This is a genomic window from Endozoicomonas sp. (genome assembly GCF_965196975.1).
Taxonomy (GTDB): Bacteria; Pseudomonadota; Gammaproteobacteria; order Pseudomonadales; family Endozoicomonadaceae; genus Endozoicomonas.
The window spans coordinates 753,735-773,265 of record NZ_OZ239981.1 but is presented as its reverse complement, the minus strand read 5'-3'; the positions used below and the strand labels follow the sequence as shown (position 1 = coordinate 773,265).

At 44.3% G+C, this 19,531-nt stretch carries 14 protein-coding genes; 3 read left to right on the top strand and 11 right to left on the bottom strand.

What is annotated here, in order from left to right; translation table 11 throughout:
• Positions 1–92 precede the first annotated feature (92 nt).
• Complete coding sequence (locus ACOCLE_RS03415) at positions 93–2,231, bottom strand: ATP-binding protein (protein WP_419537144.1); 2,139 nt, start codon at positions 2,229–2,231, stop codon at positions 93–95.
• 706 nt (positions 2,232–2,937) lie between these two features.
• Here ACOCLE_RS03415 and ACOCLE_RS03410 point away from each other — a divergent pair.
• Positions 2,938–3,060, top strand: a complete 123-nt coding sequence (locus tag ACOCLE_RS03410; RefSeq protein ID WP_419537143.1) for an AgrD family cyclic lactone autoinducer peptide — start codon at positions 2,938–2,940, stop codon at positions 3,058–3,060.
• Between the two features lie 582 nt (positions 3,061–3,642).
• Here the strand turns inward: ACOCLE_RS03410 and ACOCLE_RS03405 are convergent.
• On the bottom strand, positions 3,643–7,323 hold the full coding sequence (locus tag ACOCLE_RS03405) for a hypothetical protein (protein WP_419535518.1): 3,681 nt from the start codon (positions 7,321–7,323) through the stop codon (positions 3,643–3,645).
• A 781-nt stretch (positions 7,324–8,104) separates the two neighbouring features.
• Complete coding sequence (ruvB, locus tag ACOCLE_RS03400) at positions 8,105–9,109, bottom strand: Holliday junction branch migration DNA helicase RuvB (RefSeq protein WP_419535517.1); 1,005 nt, start codon at positions 9,107–9,109, stop codon at positions 8,105–8,107.
• Between the two features lie 229 nt (positions 9,110–9,338).
• On the opposite strand from ruvB, the gene rarD reads away from it, so the two are divergent.
• Positions 9,339–10,226 (top strand): EamA family transporter RarD, encoded by an 888-nt coding sequence (rarD, locus tag ACOCLE_RS03395; protein ID WP_419535516.1) that lies wholly within the window; start codon positions 9,339–9,341, stop codon positions 10,224–10,226.
• Between the two features lie 7 nt (positions 10,227–10,233).
• On the opposite strand, the gene ruvA is transcribed toward rarD, so the two are convergent.
• The 6 genes from ruvA to ACOCLE_RS03365 form a co-directional block, all read right to left on the bottom strand.
• The gene (ruvA, locus tag ACOCLE_RS03390; RefSeq protein WP_419535515.1) at positions 10,234–10,851 is read right to left on the bottom strand and encodes a Holliday junction branch migration protein RuvA; all 618 of its coding nucleotides are present in this window, start codon (positions 10,849–10,851) and stop codon (positions 10,234–10,236) included.
• A 10-nt stretch (positions 10,852–10,861) separates the two neighbouring features.
• Positions 10,862–11,386 (bottom strand): crossover junction endodeoxyribonuclease RuvC, encoded by a 525-nt coding sequence (ruvC, locus tag ACOCLE_RS03385; protein WP_066016450.1) that lies wholly within the window; start codon positions 11,384–11,386, stop codon positions 10,862–10,864.
• Positions 11,387–11,752: 366 nt separating this feature from the next.
• Complete coding sequence (locus ACOCLE_RS03380; protein ID WP_419535514.1) at positions 11,753–12,499, bottom strand: YebC/PmpR family DNA-binding transcriptional regulator; 747 nt, start codon at positions 12,497–12,499, stop codon at positions 11,753–11,755.
• 61 nt (positions 12,500–12,560) lie between these two features.
• Entirely contained in the window at positions 12,561–14,345 is a 1,785-nt protein-coding gene (gene aspS / locus ACOCLE_RS03375) for an aspartate--tRNA ligase (protein WP_419535513.1), read from the bottom strand.
• 67 nt (positions 14,346–14,412) lie between these two features.
• Positions 14,413–14,685, bottom strand: coding sequence for an FmdB family zinc ribbon protein (locus ACOCLE_RS03370; protein WP_066016453.1), 273 nt, complete (start codon positions 14,683–14,685; stop codon positions 14,413–14,415).
• Positions 14,686–14,874: 189 nt separating this feature from the next.
• The gene (locus ACOCLE_RS03365) at positions 14,875–15,774 is read right to left on the bottom strand and encodes a hypothetical protein (protein WP_419535512.1); all 900 of its coding nucleotides are present in this window, start codon (positions 15,772–15,774) and stop codon (positions 14,875–14,877) included.
• Positions 15,775–15,901: 127 nt separating this feature from the next.
• Between ACOCLE_RS03365 and tnpC the strand changes: the two genes are divergently transcribed.
• Entirely contained in the window at positions 15,902–17,407 is a 1,506-nt protein-coding gene (gene tnpC, locus ACOCLE_RS03360; RefSeq protein ID WP_419532963.1) for an IS66 family transposase, read from the top strand.
• 100 nt (positions 17,408–17,507) lie between these two features.
• Here the strand turns inward: tnpC and ACOCLE_RS03355 are convergent, their stop codons facing one another.
• Positions 17,508–17,930, bottom strand: a complete 423-nt coding sequence (locus ACOCLE_RS03355; protein WP_419535511.1) for a hypothetical protein — start codon at positions 17,928–17,930, stop codon at positions 17,508–17,510.
• Positions 17,931–18,050: 120 nt separating this feature from the next.
• Positions 18,051–19,517, bottom strand: coding sequence for a hypothetical protein (locus ACOCLE_RS03350; protein WP_419535510.1), 1,467 nt, complete (start codon positions 19,515–19,517; stop codon positions 18,051–18,053).
• Positions 19,518–19,531: the final 14 nt, after the last annotated feature.

Below are 19,531 nucleotides of genomic sequence, written 5' to 3'. Positions count from 1 at the left end.
AAATCAGATTTACAGTGCGACTACAGAAGCAGCACTGCATCAATCAAGTTAATCCTGTATTCTCCCTATCAATAGAAAGTATCTCACAGCAGTCAGGCTGAATGACTTTGCAATGAAGCATAAAGAGACTCCAGCCCCTGAACATCCAGTGATTTGCACAGCTCAATAATTTTTCCGGGGAGGTTTCCATAGCCTTTTTCCAATGACCAGGCTTCCGCTTTTTCGGCAAGAGACTCCAGGTCACCAATTTCAAGTGAAAACTTCAATACTGACATCATTTCTTCCATACAGAGGTCAGAGGGAAACGGAGATGAGGAACCCTCACCGTCTGCCTCTAAATGATGATGAATACAGATAAATAACTCATCAAAATGAACAGGTTTTGCAATAAAGCCACAAAAACCCGCATCAGCAATTCTCATTCTTGTCTGCTCGGAAACGCTGGCAGAAATCGCCATAATCTTTATTGACCGCTGTTTAGTGATACCATGAATGGCCCTGGCAGCATCAAAACCATCCAAGCCGGGCATACGCAAATCCATTAAAATGAGGTCATAACGAGTATTTCTACATTTTTCAACGGCCTCAAGACCATCTCCAGCGGCATCAACATGAAAAGATTTGGACTTTAGTGCCTTGACCAGCATATCCCTATTATTAAAACTATCATCAACTACCAGTATCTGGCGTTTACTAAACAAACGTCCCTCTAATTCAACGGTATGCTCTGCTGGTTGTAATGATGTGTCAGCCTTTTCTTCTATACCTACACGACAGATCTGGTAAGGAATAGTAAAGTAGAAATTACTTCCTTTTCCAACCTCGCTTTCAACCTGAAGCTCTCCTCCCATAGCTTTTACAAGCCTGTAGCTGATTGATAAGCCCAGACCTGCACCGCCACAATCCTGCCCTTTCCTAAGCTGAGTAAATGGTTGAAACAATTCAGCGATATCAGAGGGAGAAATCCCCACTCCACTATCAACAACTTCAAACCTAAGCCTTTCATCCTTCAAAAGAACATTGACACATACGCTGCCAGAATCAGTAAACTTTACTGCATTACCGATCAAATTAATGAGTACCTGACGAAGCTTGATATTATCACCAACCAGTTCAGGTTGAACATCTTGATGAATGTTTAATAACAAATCCAACCCTTTGGCTTTTGCTACTTCGTGAACATTGGCAAATACCATACTTAAGGTAACTTGAAGGTTAAATGGAGCCAGACGGCTTCTTACGATACCACTCTCAATTTTGGTTATATCAAGAATGTCATTGATCATCGTAAGAAGATGCAAGCCACATGCCTCAAGAGAAGAAAGACTTTCTCGGTATTTCTCAGGAATACCATGATCCGTTAGAAGTAACTGCGCATAACCCAGAACACCATTAAGAGGGGTTCTGAGCTCATGACTAATGTGAGAAAGGAATAACGATTTTGCCTTGCTTGCTTTTTCTGCAGTTTCTTTAGCTTTTAGCAATTCTCCCTCGATCTGCTTTCTCTGGGTGATATCCCGAAAAACGATAGATATGAGAATGCCATCTGTTGTAGTCAACACATTACTGGAAATTTCAACAGGAAAACCATGACCGTATTTATCAAATCCACGAGAAAGCTTGGCATCAAGGCAGTGACTTTCAACCCTTGTTGAATCGAGTTTAGTCAAAAGCTCCAGATTTGAACGGTAATCAGGGTCAATGAGCAGAGCTAATGGCAACCCCAGCAAGTCTCTCTCATCATAACAGAAAAGCTCTTCTACCTTAGAGTTCACAAGATTGATGACACCGGCACTATCGGTTATAACAATTGCATCTGGTGAGCCGGCTATCAGAGACTTAAATTTTTCGGTATCACGAACACGATGGGTAATATCATTCCCCATCCCCTCTATACAATGAATCTGCTGTTTTGAGCTTTTTTCCGTGAACGCACCTTTATTTGAGTGTCCTGCACAACTCACCTCAATACAGCGTATTGAGCCATCTTTGTGGGACATTTCCAGCTCAAAAGTCTCTTGCCAATTACCACTTAATTGCTCTGTAAGAACCCTTTTGAAAGGCTCATTCAACGCTGACTCTGTCAGAAAATTTTGAATTTTCCCGGAGAACTCTTTCACTGTATACCCAAGTACTACAAGAATAGATGGGCTTACATAAGTAATGATGCCCGAACTGGTTATATGAAAATAAAAGTAACTCCCTCGTAACTGTTGAACCAGATTACCCATATTATTAGCTCTCGCCTTTTGCAAAGCCTCTTCCCTATTTAAAAGGCGTTTTTTCAGTCGCGTAAAACTCCTTCCAAGACTGACTGCCTCATCCTTGGAGTCTGAATAATTATCCCCCTGATCACCGGGCAAAAAGCCAAATGTATTCATTTGTTTTTTCAGTTCATTCAACGGTCTTGTTATCCGGCCGGAAACTATCCAGAGGCATATAATGGACAAAACCATTGCCAACCCTATAAGACTTGCACTCAACACTGCCTGTTTAATAACAGGCTTCATGAGATCACTTTCAAGGATGCTATGACTGAAGAACCAGTCTACAGACTGAACAGGAACAGCCGTGTGCCATTTATAAGTATCTCTGGTCAATATTCTGACGCTGGTAGCTTCTTTTTTATGAACAACATGATCTAGCACTTCTTTAAGAAATCCACATGGCATTTCTGGGTCTGAAGGCGGTTTAACTGGTCGAAAAAAAAACTGTGCTATAGGATTTGAGAACTCTGATGGAAAGAAAATGTCTCCATAGCCCTGGCATGGACCTAAACGCGAAAATCGCTCAACCGTCCTATATTTTGGCAATGATATGCCATTGGCAAATACAATATTCCCTTCTGAGTCAGCAATAATTATTCTTGTTCGGGGGTCAGATTTTATTGGATGATCAATCAATTTAGAACCATCTATATCAATTCTGAGAAAGTGAATAAAACCGTCATCGGTAGAAGACTTAATCAAAAAACTGGTTTCAAACTCAAAATCATCAACCTGCTCTGTATTCACGTACCAGCCAAAATTGTTACCTTCCTGTTCAATAACTGAAGAATAAAATGACTCGGGTATGTAGTAATGATTATTTTCATCACTACCAATAAACTGATCACCATTTCTCTGCCAATAAACTGAAGAGACCTTACTTAATCCACCCTCTTCAATATTATTAAAGTTAATAAAAGCGACCGCTTTAACTAGAAAAACATCACCAAACAACGATGTAACTTTTGGTGAAAAATCTTCCAACGAATTGTTATCAAAAGATAAGGCAAAAGCCTTCCCCGAAAGAATAACATTGTTAATATTTCCATTGATTAGAGAGGCATAATGTAAAGTTTGGTTAAGATGCCTGAGGCCAATTTCTGCTGAAGCAGCGCGAAAAGAAAAATATAAAAAAACAAATGTAACAAAGCAGTAAAAAACCAAGGCTGGAAACAAATTAAACAGTGTAATTTTCTGCCTGATAGAGGTTGACATAAGTTTTACTTATCTCTTTATAGTCATACTAGATACCAGAAACATCACCATGCTCGGGCATGGCCAATAAAACATGTCAACTTATTATATCTCTTATGTTACCCAGCAGAGTAATACTAATTAAGGTAGGGAAACTATATTCTTAATTATTATACATCTCCTAATCATCAGTATTAACTGGGGGAAAAAGGCTAACTGCATCGAGTGAAGGTAGATTCTCTCCTCCATATGCACAATCTTGGTCACGCATGTTAAGCATAAGCTGCCTATTATGGTCTCTCAGACCCAAGTCTTTAACAAAGACTTCAGGAAAGACGCGAAAAGGCTCACTGCCTTTACTATAACCTGAGAATGTCAGCCTATTATCAGGCCCCCTTCCCCGATAACCTACGTAGCCTCTCACGCCAATGTTTTCACCTTTGACAACAACAATATCCCCCGTATTAGAGCCCATTACACCACTAAGAATAAAGCTGATAACTTTCGCTGTTGCACTTCTAGCAACCTCCCCCTCTAACTGTTCAGGTAGATAAGCCTTCCCAAAGCTTCTACTCAGATAGCCACCAAATTTCCTGAATGATAGACAAACATAATATCCAGAATCTGCATGTGGAATATGGGCATATATTCGAGTTGGTAAAACTGCTTGAGCATCCCGAAGAACATCACGAAAAACACGAAATAGAAGCATTATCCTAGACGTTTTTTTGAGGGACAGCCTCATCGACAGATATGCCTCACCCTCTCGATTTCCAGAGCTTTGCCATGAACCACAATCTTCAGGCAGGTGGGTCATCATTTTCTCAAGGAAAGATACCCTAAAATCTGGAACTCTCTTTATTCTCCCTACCGTTAATTGCTGATATATTCCCTCAAACTCTGATAAAAACCCATCAAATAACCTCCGCTCAAAAGCAGATACTTTTTGTGCATAGGTAATGTTATAACTAAAATGATAAGGAGGAGCACTTAATGATCTTTCACCATTCAATGTAACTAAAGACCACTGAAACGTTTCCACATCCCGAATAAGATATGGAGGATTCATCTGATGGTTAACAAGTATAACTGTTGGATCTTTAAGAGATAGAACACATTTATTATACGAATCGTCTCCTCTAAATTCCTCAACAACAATCCTTTCTGGCCTATCAGAGGAATCCAACCATAAAAATTTTTGTGCTCGGACCTCCTTATCATTTCCACACCCAAGGCTAACCAATAAAAAGTCAATTTTTTGCCCAACAATTTCACCCAATGCTTTCATTATCACAGGAACAGTTTTATAATTTTTTCCATTTATAGCCTTATATATACTCTGAGTGACCAACTCCTTCTTAAAAACCTTGATATCATCTTGACCGAATCCCCAACCATGTTCTGGCAATTTACCGGACTCGAATAAAGCCTGATAAAAGCTATCTTTAACACCTCGTTGAGAATAAACAGAAACTTCTCTACAGGTGATATTTTTTAGGATAGCTGATACTTCTGCCTCACTATAACAACCACTCTTACTCAATCCTATTGTAACACCTCTATAGGCTCCCTCTACCAACCTTTTCTCCTGAAGATTATCTTTCTCGTCCGATTTTATTTTCCCTAAATGCTTATAGACGACTCGTAGACAAACATGTAGAAATCTGACTTTTGATGTTTGATCCAAAGAAGCAAAACCCACTGAATGATTTTCTGTAAGTTTACCCCCGCATATAAAATTATTAAAACCATCGGACAACTTTTCTATGAATGAGTCACAATTTCGACCTTCAATAAGGTCTATGGATAAATCTTTTTCCATAAAAGAAAAGAAACACGACTCAACCCATTTCACAAGCTCATTATCTGAAGCCAGCCAACCCAGAAGCGTATCCAAAATTACTTTTTGCCGCTCTACCTGATCCTTCATTTTTGTGTCAAATACTCCCTCCTCTTCGAATACAGAGTAGTCTGCCTCCTTTGGATGGAATAGTCTGAAAATCATAACGGGTATAAAAAAAAGACCAAACTCAAACACAGTGGATAATTTATGATTAAAGTCTTCTCTACGCTTAAACCAAGCTTTGGTTAAAAACTTATTTCCTGGAAAAACGCAGTCATTAACACTACTATTGGCAGGTGTTTGATCGATAAGAGTAAACCACCCATCCCTGACAACAAAATTTTCAGGATTTCCATCAATATTTAGCTTAATAACCCTTTTAAATCCTGGCACTTCCAGCAGCCTATTGATATCTCTTACTAGATACATAACCAATAACTCAAGACTCAAGATATTTAAAACAGTCATAGCTGAAACCATAGGGTTTGTAATCATAGTCCCAAACTTTTCCTGCTCTGAGAATCGAGTCTGAATCAATGCATAGCGATATTTATTCATTTTATCCTGAATCTCTTCTGCTAGTGCTTCAGCTTTATGATTCCCACCTCCATTATCACTTTCTGAGTTAGCATGTACTCTTCCACTGCGTTGAGTACTATTCATTCCAACAACGAATCCCAAGCTTCGGCAGCACTTGAAGTTTTGGTTCAATAGACCAGCTATATTCTCAATGTATTTATTTAGCGTACCGGTTGCAGCCGTTGTGACATCTGCTATGTTAGCTTCTAACAGATCCAGAGAGGCCATTCCAATCTTAACAACCAGGCTCGGAAACTCCATGAAGTCACAGGTATTCACTCCTATCCCAGCACCTCGATGATCTCCACCCATTGCATTATTTTCGGGATTCTCTGGATTCATATTCATAGCTATAGCTTTAGCCTGATCGCAGACATATTGTAAATCAGGATATGAACCTATGGAGCTTTTATTCCGAAGAGGTTCTCTACTTAAGTCTATTAAGTCAGAATCTTTAACGGGTATATCACTCATTAAAGGGATTTGAATTTCAATAAATTTCGGATATTCCTCCCCCCAATTGAGCTTCATTATTTCTGATCGATAGAAATCTTTTGGATTTTTACGACTCGTTGCCAATCGATCGCCTCTACCCGTTTTTTCCTGATCCACTGGCGGATGATCACGAAATTTAACCAGTATAGTGACGTCACAGCTTGAATTGGCTACCCGCTCTTTCAAGGCAGAAAATAAATCCGGATTATTGAAGGTTTCATGTTCCAATTGGTAAGTTGAAGGCATAATGGCTTTAGGCTCAATCTCTTTTTTAGCCTCCCCAGATATTAATGTTCCCCCTAATTCCCACTCCTTAAGTATTTGGGCATCAAGTGGGTTCTCTGGTACTAACTGAGGTTGAGGAGTCTTCATTATTACTGGAACGCACCGTTTTATTGATAGGATGAGCCCATCACCACCATCTATATTAAACTTCATCTCAAAAACAGTGTCTTCCTCCCCCCCTTCTTTAACAACCACTTCTTTCAGTGTTTTCAGTATAGGGTGACGTCTATCTGCAAAGTAATATCCACTAGAAGGATCAGCATATGTGTTGAATTCTTCTAGTAATTTTAATAAACAGGCATGATTTCTTAAGTAGTCGGTCGTTTTACGGCACTCCAAAACTAGACTACCCTCTTCCATAGTTTCTTTTGGTGCAGAAAGTATTCTTGATAGTTTTTCAAATGTTGAATTTGATCTTGCCTCTTCTAGCCGAACCTTTAAATCATCAAGTGATAAAAGCCCCACTGAATCAGATGGTACTTCATCAACAAGGAATGATTCCCGATCAGCCACATAGCATTCACTTTGTAACTCAAACTCTCTCTTCAGAAGTGCTGCTGTGGGTAATACTTTTATTGATTCCACAAGCGATTCAGCTTTAGCGAGCCCTCGTCCCTGCTCTCTCAAGCTGGCAGTATTTGTTCCATTACCAAATGGCAATAACGCAGGTACTCCCGCTCCTGATAACTTAGAGTATCTTGGAGACCTCATACTACGAGCTTGACGGATATCCTGAAATTCATCCGCAACAGAGCCAGCGGTTTCTGGCCGCCCCCCTCCTAAAAAATGAGTTCGCTCTTTCTCGTAGGGTCGGACACTATGCTCTCCCCTCAATGAAACGAACGAAGATCTCAGTCCTGTTTCCTGTCTCCAGTCAGAGCTGGGTAGGAATGTTGGTTTAACACACGGCTTAACCTTATGCACGCCACTTTCAGAAGAGAAATTTCCCTCGTCAGAGTACTGGCTACCAGCCTCTACAGCCTTCCCCCCTTGAGCTTGAGAAGTTCCTTGGCTCGTGTTTATAAATGACTTATGGCCTGCTCCTTCCACCCTTAATACCCTGTAGTTTCGATTTTATTCAGGTAATAAACCGCCTATCATTATAAACTCTATTTCTAGCCATCAATCTATTTAAAAATACTTTAACAATTTACTATTAGCTCATTACGATTCATTGATTTGTAGAATATGTAGAATTAGGGCTATTCTAAATTTGTCATGCGATCAGTTAACCACAACAAATTTATACTCCCTGAACATCGAAGGCCATTTTAATTCCATAAATATATTGCTTAACTCAGAGTGACTGTATTTACGCCCAAGCAAGGTAATAGTCACATTGGATGCATACTATTTTATATGGAGTAGAAATGTCCTGAACACAACAAATTCGTTCGAGTGTTCAGGAGATATGAAGTAGTGTAATTACTAATAATAATTTTTATTCAGAGTAGTCAAAACCAAAGTGCAGATAGGCATTTTTAGTCAACACCCGCCCTCTTGGTGTCCTCATAATATAACCCTGTTGAATCAAATAAGGCTCTAAAACATCTTCTATCGTATCCCTCTCTTCACTGATAGCAGCTGCCAGACTATCTACACCAACCGGGCCTCCATCAAACTTTTCAATCATAGCCAGCAACAGGCGACGATCCATATGATCAAAGCCACTGGCATCAACATCCAGCATATTCAAGGCTGCATCAGCAAGCGTACGGGTTACGGTACCATCGCCTTTTACTTCCGCATAATCTCTGACTCGCCTCAGAAGTCGGTTCGCTATACGGGGAGTACCTCTTGAACGGCGCGCAACTTCATTGGCCGCCTCCATATCCATCTGAACACCAAGAATGCCTGCCGAACGGAGAACGATTGAACTCAGGTCGGCGACACTGTAGAACTCCAGACGCTGCACAATACCGAAGCGATCCCTTAAAGGTGATGTCAACAGACCGGCGCGCGTAGTCGCCCCTACCAGGGTAAAGGGTGGAAGATCGAGTTTGATCGATCGTGCAGCAGGCCCTTCTCCAATCATGATGTCCAGCTGGTAATCTTCCATCGCAGGATAGAGCACTTCTTCAACAGCCGGGCTTAGGCGGTGGATTTCATCAATAAACAGAATGTCGTTGGGCTCAAGGTTTGTAAGGAGGGCAGCAAGGTCTCCGGCCTTCTCAATAACTGGCCCGGAAGTCGAACGGATATTGCTGCCCATTTCATTGGCAAGAATATGGGACAGCGTTGTCTTTCCCAACCCCGGCGGGCCAAATATCAACGTATGATCCAAAGCATCACCACGCTTTCGGGCCGCTTGGATAAATATCTCCATCTGCTCCCTGACTTTTGGCTGCCCTGCATACTCACTCAACCTCACGGGTCGAATAGCCCGATCCTGAGCCTCTTCATTCGGGCGCTCATTGGCCGAAATCAAGCGATCCGCTTCAATCATAATGTTTCCCAAAAATCACTTTAATCCAGACTAACACTTCCAGACTCCATTGACATAAGGTTCCTTTCTCAACTCAAGCCACTGGGTTTGGAACATGATGTCAACAGAACCTAATACTTAGTGCAAATGGAAATCCACGGTTTACCGAGCTTGCCGGTTATTTTGTCTAAGACTAGAATCCAAAAGCTGTCCGCAGTATGCGGTAAACCTTCAACCTGGCAGAGTAGTAATGTCATCGTCCGTATCTTCCACCGGATTGGGTTATTCGATCCTTGCATCACTGATGTTTGGTCTTATACCCTGGTATGTCCAGTGGCTTAACCCATTAGACGGCTCCCTTCTGTTCTGGAACCGTATCCTCTTTTCATCGGTCACTGCTCTAGTGTCACTGCTACTGCTTAGAAAGTTTCAACTGTTCCAACAGCTACTGAAACAACCAGAAAACATGCTTTGGCTTGCCGCTGGTACAATACTGGTCGGTTTTCAATGGTGGCTGTTTGTCTGGGCTCCAATCAATGACCTGACCACAGAGCTTTCCCTGGGTTATTTTCTACTGCCACTCACCCTGGTTCTAACCGGCCGTATTGCTTATGGTGAGAAATTAAGACCTTTACAGCTGGCAGGAACTGCCCTGGCTGCCACAGGCGTCGCTCATGAGATCTATCAGTTTGGGAGTCTTTCATGGGTTCCTGTTGCTATTGCTGCAGGTTATCCTCTCTACTTTCTCATACGAAGAAAAGTGAAAGTAAACTCTCTGGCCTGCTTTATGTTTGAGAACCTTTTACTGCTGCCATTTGCCATCTTTGCAATCGCAACCGATGAAAGTTTCTTCCAGGCACTTTCTGCCAACAGTGATCTCTACTATCTATTACCGGGGCTGGGTGTTCTCTGCACACTGGCTATGCTGATCTATGTCGCTGCGTCCAAAGCATTGCCTGTCAGTCTATTTGGTTTGCTGAGCTACCTGGAACCTGCCATTATCTTTATGGTAGCCATCTTCATTCTGAAGGAACCGTTACCATCATCACAGTGGGTCACCTACGGCTTCATTTGGCTGGCAACAGCCATTATCTGCATTGATTCCATTAGAATCGTCCGCAAACCAGCTGTTGCCTGAGAAGCCCTTAAATCATACTTCGTAACGCCTGTCTGATGAGTTCTTCACTGGACAGGCCTTCGACTTTAATCCGACCAATCACCTTACTGGCTTCCTGAGGCTTATAGCCCAGTGCAACCAGAGCACTGACTGCTTCCTGCTCAGTATCAGCTGCCTGCTTTTCGATAGCTTGGCCCAATGGAGTTCCCGTTAATCCATCAAGTTGTGCACCTGAACAATCCCATTTTGACAGCTTATCTTTTAACTCCACGATCAGGCGTTCTGCTGTTTTCTTTCCAACCCCGGGTAACTTCACCAGAGTGGAACTGTCACCGTCATGAACACATCGAACAAAGTCAGACGCTTCTATGCCGGAAAGCAATGTTAAGCCCAGTTTCGGACCAACCCCATTCACTTTGATCAGGGTACGAAAAAGCTCTCTCTCACGAGAGTCACTGAAACCATAAAGTAGCTGGGCATCTTCTCTAACAACAAAATGCGTATAAAGCGTTGCTTCAACACCAATCTCTGGCAGGCGGTAAAACACCGACATTGGCGCTTCAACTTCATAGCCCACTCCTCCTGCTTCAATGAGAAGATATGGCGCTTTTTTTTCCAGCAAAATACCGCGAAGTCTGCCTATCATATCCAGTATCCTAACGACTTAATAACCGACGATTTCTTCTACCCGTCGCACCCGCCATACGAACCAGGCTTGCACGCGTGTGAGAGTGGCACAATGCCACCGCCAAAGCATCTGCAGCGTCTGCCTGAGGTGTTTTATCCAGTTTCAGGATTGACGTAATCATGTGCTGCACCTGGGACTTTTCTGCAGACCCTTTGCCCACCACAGCCTGCTTCACCTGTCGTGCCGAATATTCTGAAACTTCAAGGCCATGATTGACAGCAGCAACAATCGCAGCTCCACGAGCCTGCCCAAGCTTCAGGGCAGAGTCAGCATTACGCGCCATAAACACCTGCTCAATACCGACAGATTGTGGACTGTACATTTCAATAACGGTATTGATTCCCTGGAAAATCTGGGCAAGTCGTTCTGGCAGCGGCCCATCCTGAATTCGGATACAGCCAGACGCCACGTATTTACATTGGGAGCCAATTTCCTCAATGATTCCATACCCGGTAATCCTGGACCCGGGGTCAATCCCCAACAATATGGCCATTCCATTTCTGTTCCAAACGTATCGTTAAAAAGAATACTGTATATACATACACGTTTCCAGCATTACAATTTTGAAACACGGCATTACCAAAATACGCTACGAAAGAACACTGTTGAGGCTTACTCTTGAACGTGAGTTTTAGGGAGTCAGCTTGCCAGATGAATAATCAAGTGAAAACATTACTGACCATTGCCAGTGTTACAGTGGTGCTTTTTCTAATCACCCTGGCCTTCAACCTGTGAGTTGACAACTGAACACCGCGCAATACCTGAGCCCCCCGGAAAAAATTCCTGCTTTTTCACACACCTACTTATAAAAAAACCCGGAAAAATCCGGGTTTTCAGTTAAAACAATATAAACCTACACTCAGGCCAGCTGCTCCATGATTTCTGCTGGAATGTCTGCATTAGTGTAGACATTCTGAACGTCATCCAGATCTTCCAGACGATCAACCAATTTCATGATTTTCTCAGCACCACCCAGATCAAGCTCTGTCTGTGTAGAAGCAATCATGGCAACTTCACCACCCGCTGGAGTGAGCCCTGCCGCTTCCAGAGCATCCTTAACGGCCATGAATTCAGTCCACTCTGTCAGTACTTCTGCGGAACCATCATCATTCGTGACCACATCTTCAGCACCGGCTTCCAGAGCGGCATCCATAAGCTGCTCTTCATCAACACCTTCTTCAAAGAAGATCTGACCTTTGCGCTCAAACAGATAAGCTACGGAGCCATCGGTTCCCAGGTTACCGCCATGCTTGGAAAAGGCATGACGAACTTCCGCCACAGTACGGTTGCGGTTATCCGTCAGACACTCAACCAGAACCGCAATACCACCAGCACCGTAACCTTCGTAGGTGACTTCTTCCATATTGGAATCGTCTTCACCACCGGCACCACGGGCAATAGCGCGGTTAATGGTATCCCGGGTCATATTGGCAGCCAGAGCTTTATCAACGATCGCTCTCAGCTTCGGGTTATCCTCAACATTACCGCCGCCCTGCTTTGCGGCAACAGTAAGCTCACGGATGATTTTGGTAAAAATCTTGCCCCGCTTGGCGTCCTGCGCGGCCTTACGGTGTTTAATGTTGGCCCATTTACTATGACCTGCCATAGAAACCTCTATTAAAAACGCTTGGCTGGCAATCGCTCGACAAAGCGACTGCCATGATTAATCAGTGACTGGTTGCAGATGCCGGATCGCGACGAATGCGCAGATTCAGATCACGGAGCTGCTGACTTTCCACTTCACCGGGAGCCTGGGTCAGCAAACAGGAAGCTGACTGGGTTTTCGGGAAAGCAATCACTTCACGAATGTTCGTAGTACCACACAGCAGCATTACCAGACGGTCCAGACCGAAAGCCAGACCACCGTGAGGAGGCGCACCGTACTTCAGGGCATCCAGCAGGAAGCCAAACTTCTCACGCTGCTCTTCTTCCTGAATATCCAGTACACGGAATACCGCCTGCTGCATTTCCTGGCGGTGAATACGAACAGAACCACCACCCACTTCATAGCCATTCAAGACCATATCATAAGCGCGGGACAACGCCTGAGATGGATTCGCTTCCAGTTCTTCCGGGGAGCAGGTTGGCGCCGTGAATGGGTGATGCAGGGCTGTCAGGCCACCATTATCCGTCTCTTCAAACATTGGGAAGTCAACGACCCACAGTGGCGCCCAGTCGCAAGTGTAAAGATTCAGATCTTCACCTACCTTACAACGCAACGCACCCAGCGCTTCATTTACAATCGTTTCTTTATCAGCACCAAAGAAGACGATATCGCCATTGGCCGCACCAATACGGGACATGATGTTCATGGTGACATCATCTCCCAGGAACTTGATGATTGGAGACTGAAGACCTTCAACGCCTTTCTCCAGTTCATTCACCTTGATCCAGGCCAGGCCTTTCGCACCATAAATGCTGACAAACTTGGTGTAGTCGTCAATCTGCTTACGGCTCAGCTCAGCCCCACCGGTCACCTTCAGGGCGGCAACACGACCTTTAGGATCTTCTGCTGGCCCTTTGAACACCTTAAAGTCAACGCCAGCCATCAGGTCAGCCACATCCACCAGCTCCAGAGGAATACGCAGATCAGGCTTGTCTGAACCGAAACGGCTCATGGCTTCGGCATAGGTCATGCGAGGGAATTCAGCCCCAAGATCCACACCCTTCACTTCATTGAACAGTTTTTTGACCAGAGACTCAGTAATTCCCATGATCTGAGCTTCATCCAGGAAGGATGTCTCAATATCGATCTGGGTAAATTCAGGCTGACGATCCGCACGCAGATCTTCATCACGGAAACATTTAACGATCTGGTAGTAACGGTCAAAACCAGACACCATCAGCATTTGCTTGAACAGCTGCGGAGACTGTGGCAGTGCGTAGAAATGCCCTGGATGTACACGGCTTGGAACCAGGTAGTCACGGGCACCTTCCGGAGTTGCACGGGTCAACATCGGTGTTTCGATATCCAGAAAACCGTGCTCTTCCATAAAACGACGCACTACGGCGGTAGCTTTGCTGCGAATAATCAGCTTTTCCTGCATCTCAGGACGACGCAGATCAATAACCCGGTTACGCAGGCGAACATCTTCACCAACATCAGTGTAACCTTCGATCTGGAATGGCGGAGTCTGAGCCTGGTTAAGGATTTCCACCTGTTTACCCAGAACTTCAATCTCACCGGTAGCCATGTTGCTATTCACAGTGCCTTCTGGGCGTGGGCGAACGATACCGGTGATTTTCAGGACATATTCGCTACGCACCTTATCAGCGAGTGCAAATGCTTCTTCAGTATCAGGGTCTACCACTACCTGAGCCAGGCCTTCGCGATCACGCAGGTCCAGAAAAATCACGCCACCGTGATCACGACGGCGATGTACCCAACCGCAGAGGGTGACTTCCTGCCCATCTTGGGAAAGATTCAGTTCGCCGCAATAATGGCTGCGCATAATATACCTCAAATCAGGAATTCAACTAGATTTCATCCATACAGCCGCTGGGCTGACAGGAAGTTGATCAATCACTGGTTGCCGGGCAACCACCACAACTGCTCTTGCTATCTTTGGCTGGGCAGTGGTTATCACTGGAAGACAGGTTTTTCTTACTGCCCCCCTTAAAGTCGGTTTCATACCAACCACCACCTTTCAGCCTGAAGGCCGGCGCACTTAACAGCTTTTTCAGTGCTGCCTGACCACAGGCAGGGCAATCACTCAATGGTTCATCACTGAATTTTTGAATCGCTTCAGTCACTTCGAAGCATTGCTCACACTGATACTCATAGATCGGCATTTAAGCTGGCCTACCTTTTTACTCACAACAGCAAGCACCATCAATACCGCATTGAATTAGGCACTTACGTTTACTGATTCGCAGAAAAACGGCCATTATACCCCAAAGACAGGCAGAGTCAGCCGTTGTCAAACAAAAAAAGCCGCACTGGCAATCAGTACGGCTTAATCAAAATGAAATTGATAGATATCAGGCTTTACTGGCCTTGCGAATGGCAGCTTCAGAGTACTCACTATCTTTCAACGCCTTCACAACCATCTCATCCACTATGCTCTCAAGATCAAAAAATCTGGCCAGGTACTGGCTTCGAGCATCATGTCCACCATCCAGTTGATTGATCACCGATATCTCTGCCATACGTTCTTTCAAAAGTAACAAGGCAAATGCCTGTGGATTATCTGCACCTTCCAGACTCAGGTTATCCCCCAGATAAGGCTGAGAAACAGCGCCTTTCTCATCATCCAGGTCTGGTGGCTCAGCTAAAAGAATCAGTGATAGCGCCTCCGAGGTTTCAGAGACTTTTTTCTCCGATGACGACAAATCAGCCTCAACAGAGTATTCACCCGTAGAAACAAGATTGTAAATCTCACTCAATAAATTGGGGGTTAACAACCCTTCCAATGTCGCGGCCAATTCATTGGGCTGGAGATCTTTTTGTAATTGTTGATTCTCTCCTCTTATTTGAGCCCGCTTCAATGATTTGGCCAGTACTAAACGATTTGCCTCTTCCGAAAACAACTTATCCAGCCTTAACAATTCATATTCCAGCTTATCCAGCGCCTGCTCCCCGGAATCAAGCCACTCCCTGTTATCCTCATTAAGAGATTTTGACAGCATTACCCTAATTTCAAAGGCTCCTTGAACCTGAGCTGCAAAAAAATGGATAAACACTTCAGAAAACTGTACCTGCAATTGACTGATGATATTCAGATATTGAAGATCTGCAATATTGTCGCTCACATCAACAATATCAGCTTGCAACTGACTTACGCTCAACTCAAGCTGTGCAATTTCACCTGAAAGCCTATTCACCAGCGCCGTATCAATGGTTGTCGCTGATTGAGCAGCTTGAAGCTCAGCAGACTTCATGACCAGAAGACCACTTTTCTCTGCAAGCTCCTCATTTTGTAACTATTCAGCACCCTTCATATAAATCTGGAATTTTCTGATTTTTCGACCATCATCTTATACTCAATTTTTCTAACAAATCTCCAGTATGGAACCAGACTTCCCAGCTACTCCGTTTACCGAAGCTCTCCTTAAAGAGAATGAAGAGCTTCGGACCGAGAATGCGCTTTTACGGGAACGTTGCAGCGAACTGGAAGAAAGGGTTAATAAAAACAGTCAAAACAGTAGTAAGCCACCATCGTCAGATGGTTATCAAAAGCCCAGTAAAAAAGGGAGTGATAAAGGTGATACATCTTCCAAAGAAGCCCCCTGCTCCTCACAGGAAACACCGAACCCCAAAAGCCTTAGACCATCTTCAGGCAATAAACCAGGTGGCCAGAAAGGTCATCAAGGCTCTTGTTTGAGACGTGTCGCCTTACCCGATTATGTCAGGCATCTGAAGGTTGAAAAATGTTGCTGTTGCCAGTCTTCGCTTATCGATATTAAACCCACCAAATACATTGAGCGACAGGTTTTTGATCCAGGTAGACCCGGAGAATTTGAAGTTACCGCGTACTGGGCAGACGTTAAAGTATGTCCTTGTGGTAAACGGAACACCGCTGAGTTTCCCCAAGGAGTGAAAGCCGCTGCTCAATACGGAGAAGTGACTCAGGCAATGGCTGTTCATTTAAACCAGTATCACTTCATCCCATATCACCGGGTGTCTGAGTATTTCAATACTATTTATTGCATGAGTGTCAGCGCAGGCTCTGTTGCCAATTTTGTTGCCTATACCCATGAGAACCTGGCCTCTACTGAGCAGAGTATCCGCGATGCTTTACAAGAAAGTCCGGTTGCAGGAGCGGATGAAACTGGCATGCGGGTTGACGGTTCACTGTGGTGGTTACACATTATGCGAGATGACCAATGGACGCTTTACTACCTCTCAGAAAGGCGAGGTTGTGAAGCAATGGATGCAATGGGCATCCTGCTGACTTTTGCAGGCATTCTGGTTCACGATCATTGGAAGTCCTACTTTGCCTATGCGGCAGTGCATGTGCTTTGTAATGCCCATCATCTGAGAGAGCTTCAGGGAGTTGTCGATAGGGATGCGAATAAGCTGGCTCTGCGGCTGATGAAATTGCTTACGCTCTCCTGGCACTTCTGCAAGAAATACAAAGCAGCCGGTCTGACTCAAATGCCTGGTGCAATACAGCTTCGCATTGAGACGATATACGACCAAATCCTTCAAAGGGCTCTCACGAAGGAAACCGCTTATATGGAAAAACAACGACAGGTGCTTGGACGTAAGAAGGTCAGGAATACCAAGGCCTACAACCTGTTCAAAAGGCTTATTGAGTTTAAGGTTGAAACGTTGCGCTTCATGTCGGACTTTTCAATTCCCTTCGATAACAATGGCAGTGAACGTGATGCCAGGATGGCCAAACTTAAGCAGAAGATCTCAGGCTGCTTCAGAAGCGAAGACGGAGGTACCATGTTTACCCGAATCCGAAGCTATTTATCATCTGCTAAAAAGCAGGGGTTGAACATATTTCAGGCGCTTCTTAAAGCGGTTCGAAATTACAACAATACGCCTTTGCTGGGTGCTGAATAGTTACCTCATTTTTATGATTCAGCGTTAAACCTAGAGCGGTAATCTCGGACTGTCGTTTCCCAATACCAACCTTGAGCTCGGCTATTTTAATACGCTTTTGCTAAAGATCCTGTCGCTGCGAAGAAGCCTGATCGATTGTCTGCGCATTATTCAACGCCTTGATATCACTGAGTATCCCTCGAAATGCCATCAATAACGTTTGAGTATCCGAGAAATCAATATTTTCTGCACCATACTGCGCCCGAAAATCTGAGAAAATTGAGCCAAACCCCTCAAGCCTTCCTACAAGTGCTTTTTGCAAATAGGCCGAGCTGGATAGTTGAGTATTATTAGGCGAGTCCAGTGCCACAGAATCATCACTTTCCTGCACACTTACATCACTGGAAAAAGACACAGAGTTACTTTTCTCAAAGCCACTACTGACAGGGGTGTCTGTTGTAGAAGAAACAGCATCTGAAGGAAGCGCAGGATTTACCGTTTCCGCTCCCTGACTATTTTCAATTCCATTGACTGATCCAGACATAGTGACTCCTTCACACAAATGCATTAGCAGTCTAAGAGCTGGCCTTAAAACCCGCTGATTAATACAGATTTAATTGCACTAACGGACATAAGGCCTGTTTTTAAAGAGCAAAAAATAACGTTAAAACTTCTTCGACTTCATAATTGCCGCTTCAGATAACTCCTGATCTTTAATAGCTTCGACCACCATGGCATCAACTTCACGCTCCGCCTCAAGTAGCTGCGCAAACTGGTTAGTTCCTACCGAGTCTACAACCACCCCATCAGCATTCTTACCAAGAGCCTCCTGAATATCAGCCATACGCTCTTTTAATAAGAGCAAGGCAAATGCCTGAGGATTATTGGCACCTTCAAGACTAAGACTGTCACCAAGATATGGTTGATCAACCGGATTCTCCTCACTGGCCGTCACAGATGGCTCGGCCAGAAGAATTAATGCCAGCCCTTCTGCAGCATCGGCCAACTGCTGGTCCGATGGAGCAGCCTGATTAGCTACCGAAGCCAATGCTGCTGTGTCCTGAGCTGAAAACAGACTGAATAAATTGCTGACAACCTGAGGACTCAAAAGAGCCTTCAGTTCGGCAGCGATTCCTTGAGGCTGAACATTCTCAGAATAGCGGTCAAACTCTCGAACAACTTCCCGGTTAAAATCCGACAAGATTTGTTTCGCAAGCTTCACTTGCAACTCTTCACGAGAAAACAGGGCATCTAACTCCTGCAACTCCCTTTCAAGTGCATCCAGTTTTTCCTCGCCGGTCTCAAGATCTTCTTCATCTTCAGATTTAACAGGGGCAATAGCAAACGCCCTGGTAACAAACTCCGCACTTTCAGTCAGTGCAAGCAATGCCTGCCTGACAGCAACCTGAACACGGCGTGCCTGATTTTGCGATTCAAGAGTAGCAACTTCACCGCTTAATGCTGAAATTTCAGCCTGCAGAGCACTGACTTCAGACTGAAGCTGTGAAACTTCTGCGGTAAGGGAGTTTACTAAATTTGTATCTACAGGATTTGCAGACTGAGCGGTAGACAACTCAGCAGACTTGGAAGTCAAAATAGCTTGTTTAGCTTGTAAGCTTGATTGCTTTCCCTGAAGCTCAAGATTCTTTGCATCAATGACCGCCTGACTCTTATCAATCTCGATCTGGGCTTTGGATATCTCAGACCTCTGAGCCTGCAGAAACTGACGCTCTGAAGATACACTATCGATATTTTCAGCACTATTTAGGGCTTTGATATCACTGATCATTCCCCGAAATACCAGCAACAATGTCTGTGTGTCAGACAAGTCAATCTGACCGGACGAAAACTGGGCATTGAAATTCGAAAAAACGGACCTGAATCCTTCTAACCTGGCTTTAAAAGCCTGCTGCAGGAAACTTGTACTACTGGTAGTAGTCTCTTCAGGGGAGTCCAGAGAGGTACTACCCTGACTGACTCCGGTAGCATCCCCTTCAGTCTGGGAGACGGAGTTTTCTGTACTGAATCCACTACTGACGGAACCTCCAGAATCAACAGGGTCCGTGCCCGTTGTAGTGGGGGTGCTCGTCGTCGTTGGCGTACTCCCCGTTTCTCCAATTGGGTTCGACATAATAACTCCCTCCA

Excerpts from the sequence above, each read along its gene's own strand:
- ruvA (WP_419535515.1), bottom strand. The coding sequence starts at position 10,851 with ATGATAGGCAGACTTCGCGGTATTTTGCTGGAAAAAAAAGCGCCATAT.
- aspS (WP_419535513.1), bottom strand. The coding sequence starts at position 14,345 with ATGCGCAGCCATTATTGCGGCGAACTGAATCTTTCCCAAGATGGGCAG.
- ruvB (WP_419535517.1), bottom strand. The coding sequence starts at position 9,109 with ATGATTGAAGCGGATCGCTTGATTTCGGCCAATGAGCGCCCGAATGAA.
- ACOCLE_RS03415 (WP_419537144.1), bottom strand. The coding sequence starts at position 2,231 with ATGGGTAATCTGGTTCAACAGTTACGAGGGAGTTACTTTTATTTTCAT.
- ACOCLE_RS03350 (WP_419535510.1), bottom strand. The coding sequence starts at position 19,517 with ATGTCGAACCCAATTGGAGAAACGGGGAGTACGCCAACGACGACGAGC.
- ACOCLE_RS03380 (WP_419535514.1), bottom strand. The coding sequence starts at position 12,499 with ATGGCAGGTCATAGTAAATGGGCCAACATTAAACACCGTAAGGCCGCG.
- ruvC (WP_066016450.1), bottom strand. The coding sequence starts at position 11,386 with ATGGCCATATTGTTGGGGATTGACCCCGGGTCCAGGATTACCGGGTAT.
- ACOCLE_RS03365 (WP_419535512.1), bottom strand. The coding sequence starts at position 15,774 with ATGAAGTCTGCTGAGCTTCAAGCTGCTCAATCAGCGACAACCATTGAT.
- ACOCLE_RS03355 (WP_419535511.1), bottom strand. The coding sequence starts at position 17,930 with ATGTCTGGATCAGTCAATGGAATTGAAAATAGTCAGGGAGCGGAAACG.
- rarD (WP_419535516.1), top strand. The coding sequence starts at position 9,339 with ATGTCATCGTCCGTATCTTCCACCGGATTGGGTTATTCGATCCTTGCA.
- ACOCLE_RS03370 (WP_066016453.1), bottom strand. The coding sequence starts at position 14,685 with ATGCCGATCTATGAGTATCAGTGTGAGCAATGCTTCGAAGTGACTGAA.
- tnpC (WP_419532963.1), top strand. The coding sequence starts at position 15,902 with ATGGAACCAGACTTCCCAGCTACTCCGTTTACCGAAGCTCTCCTTAAA.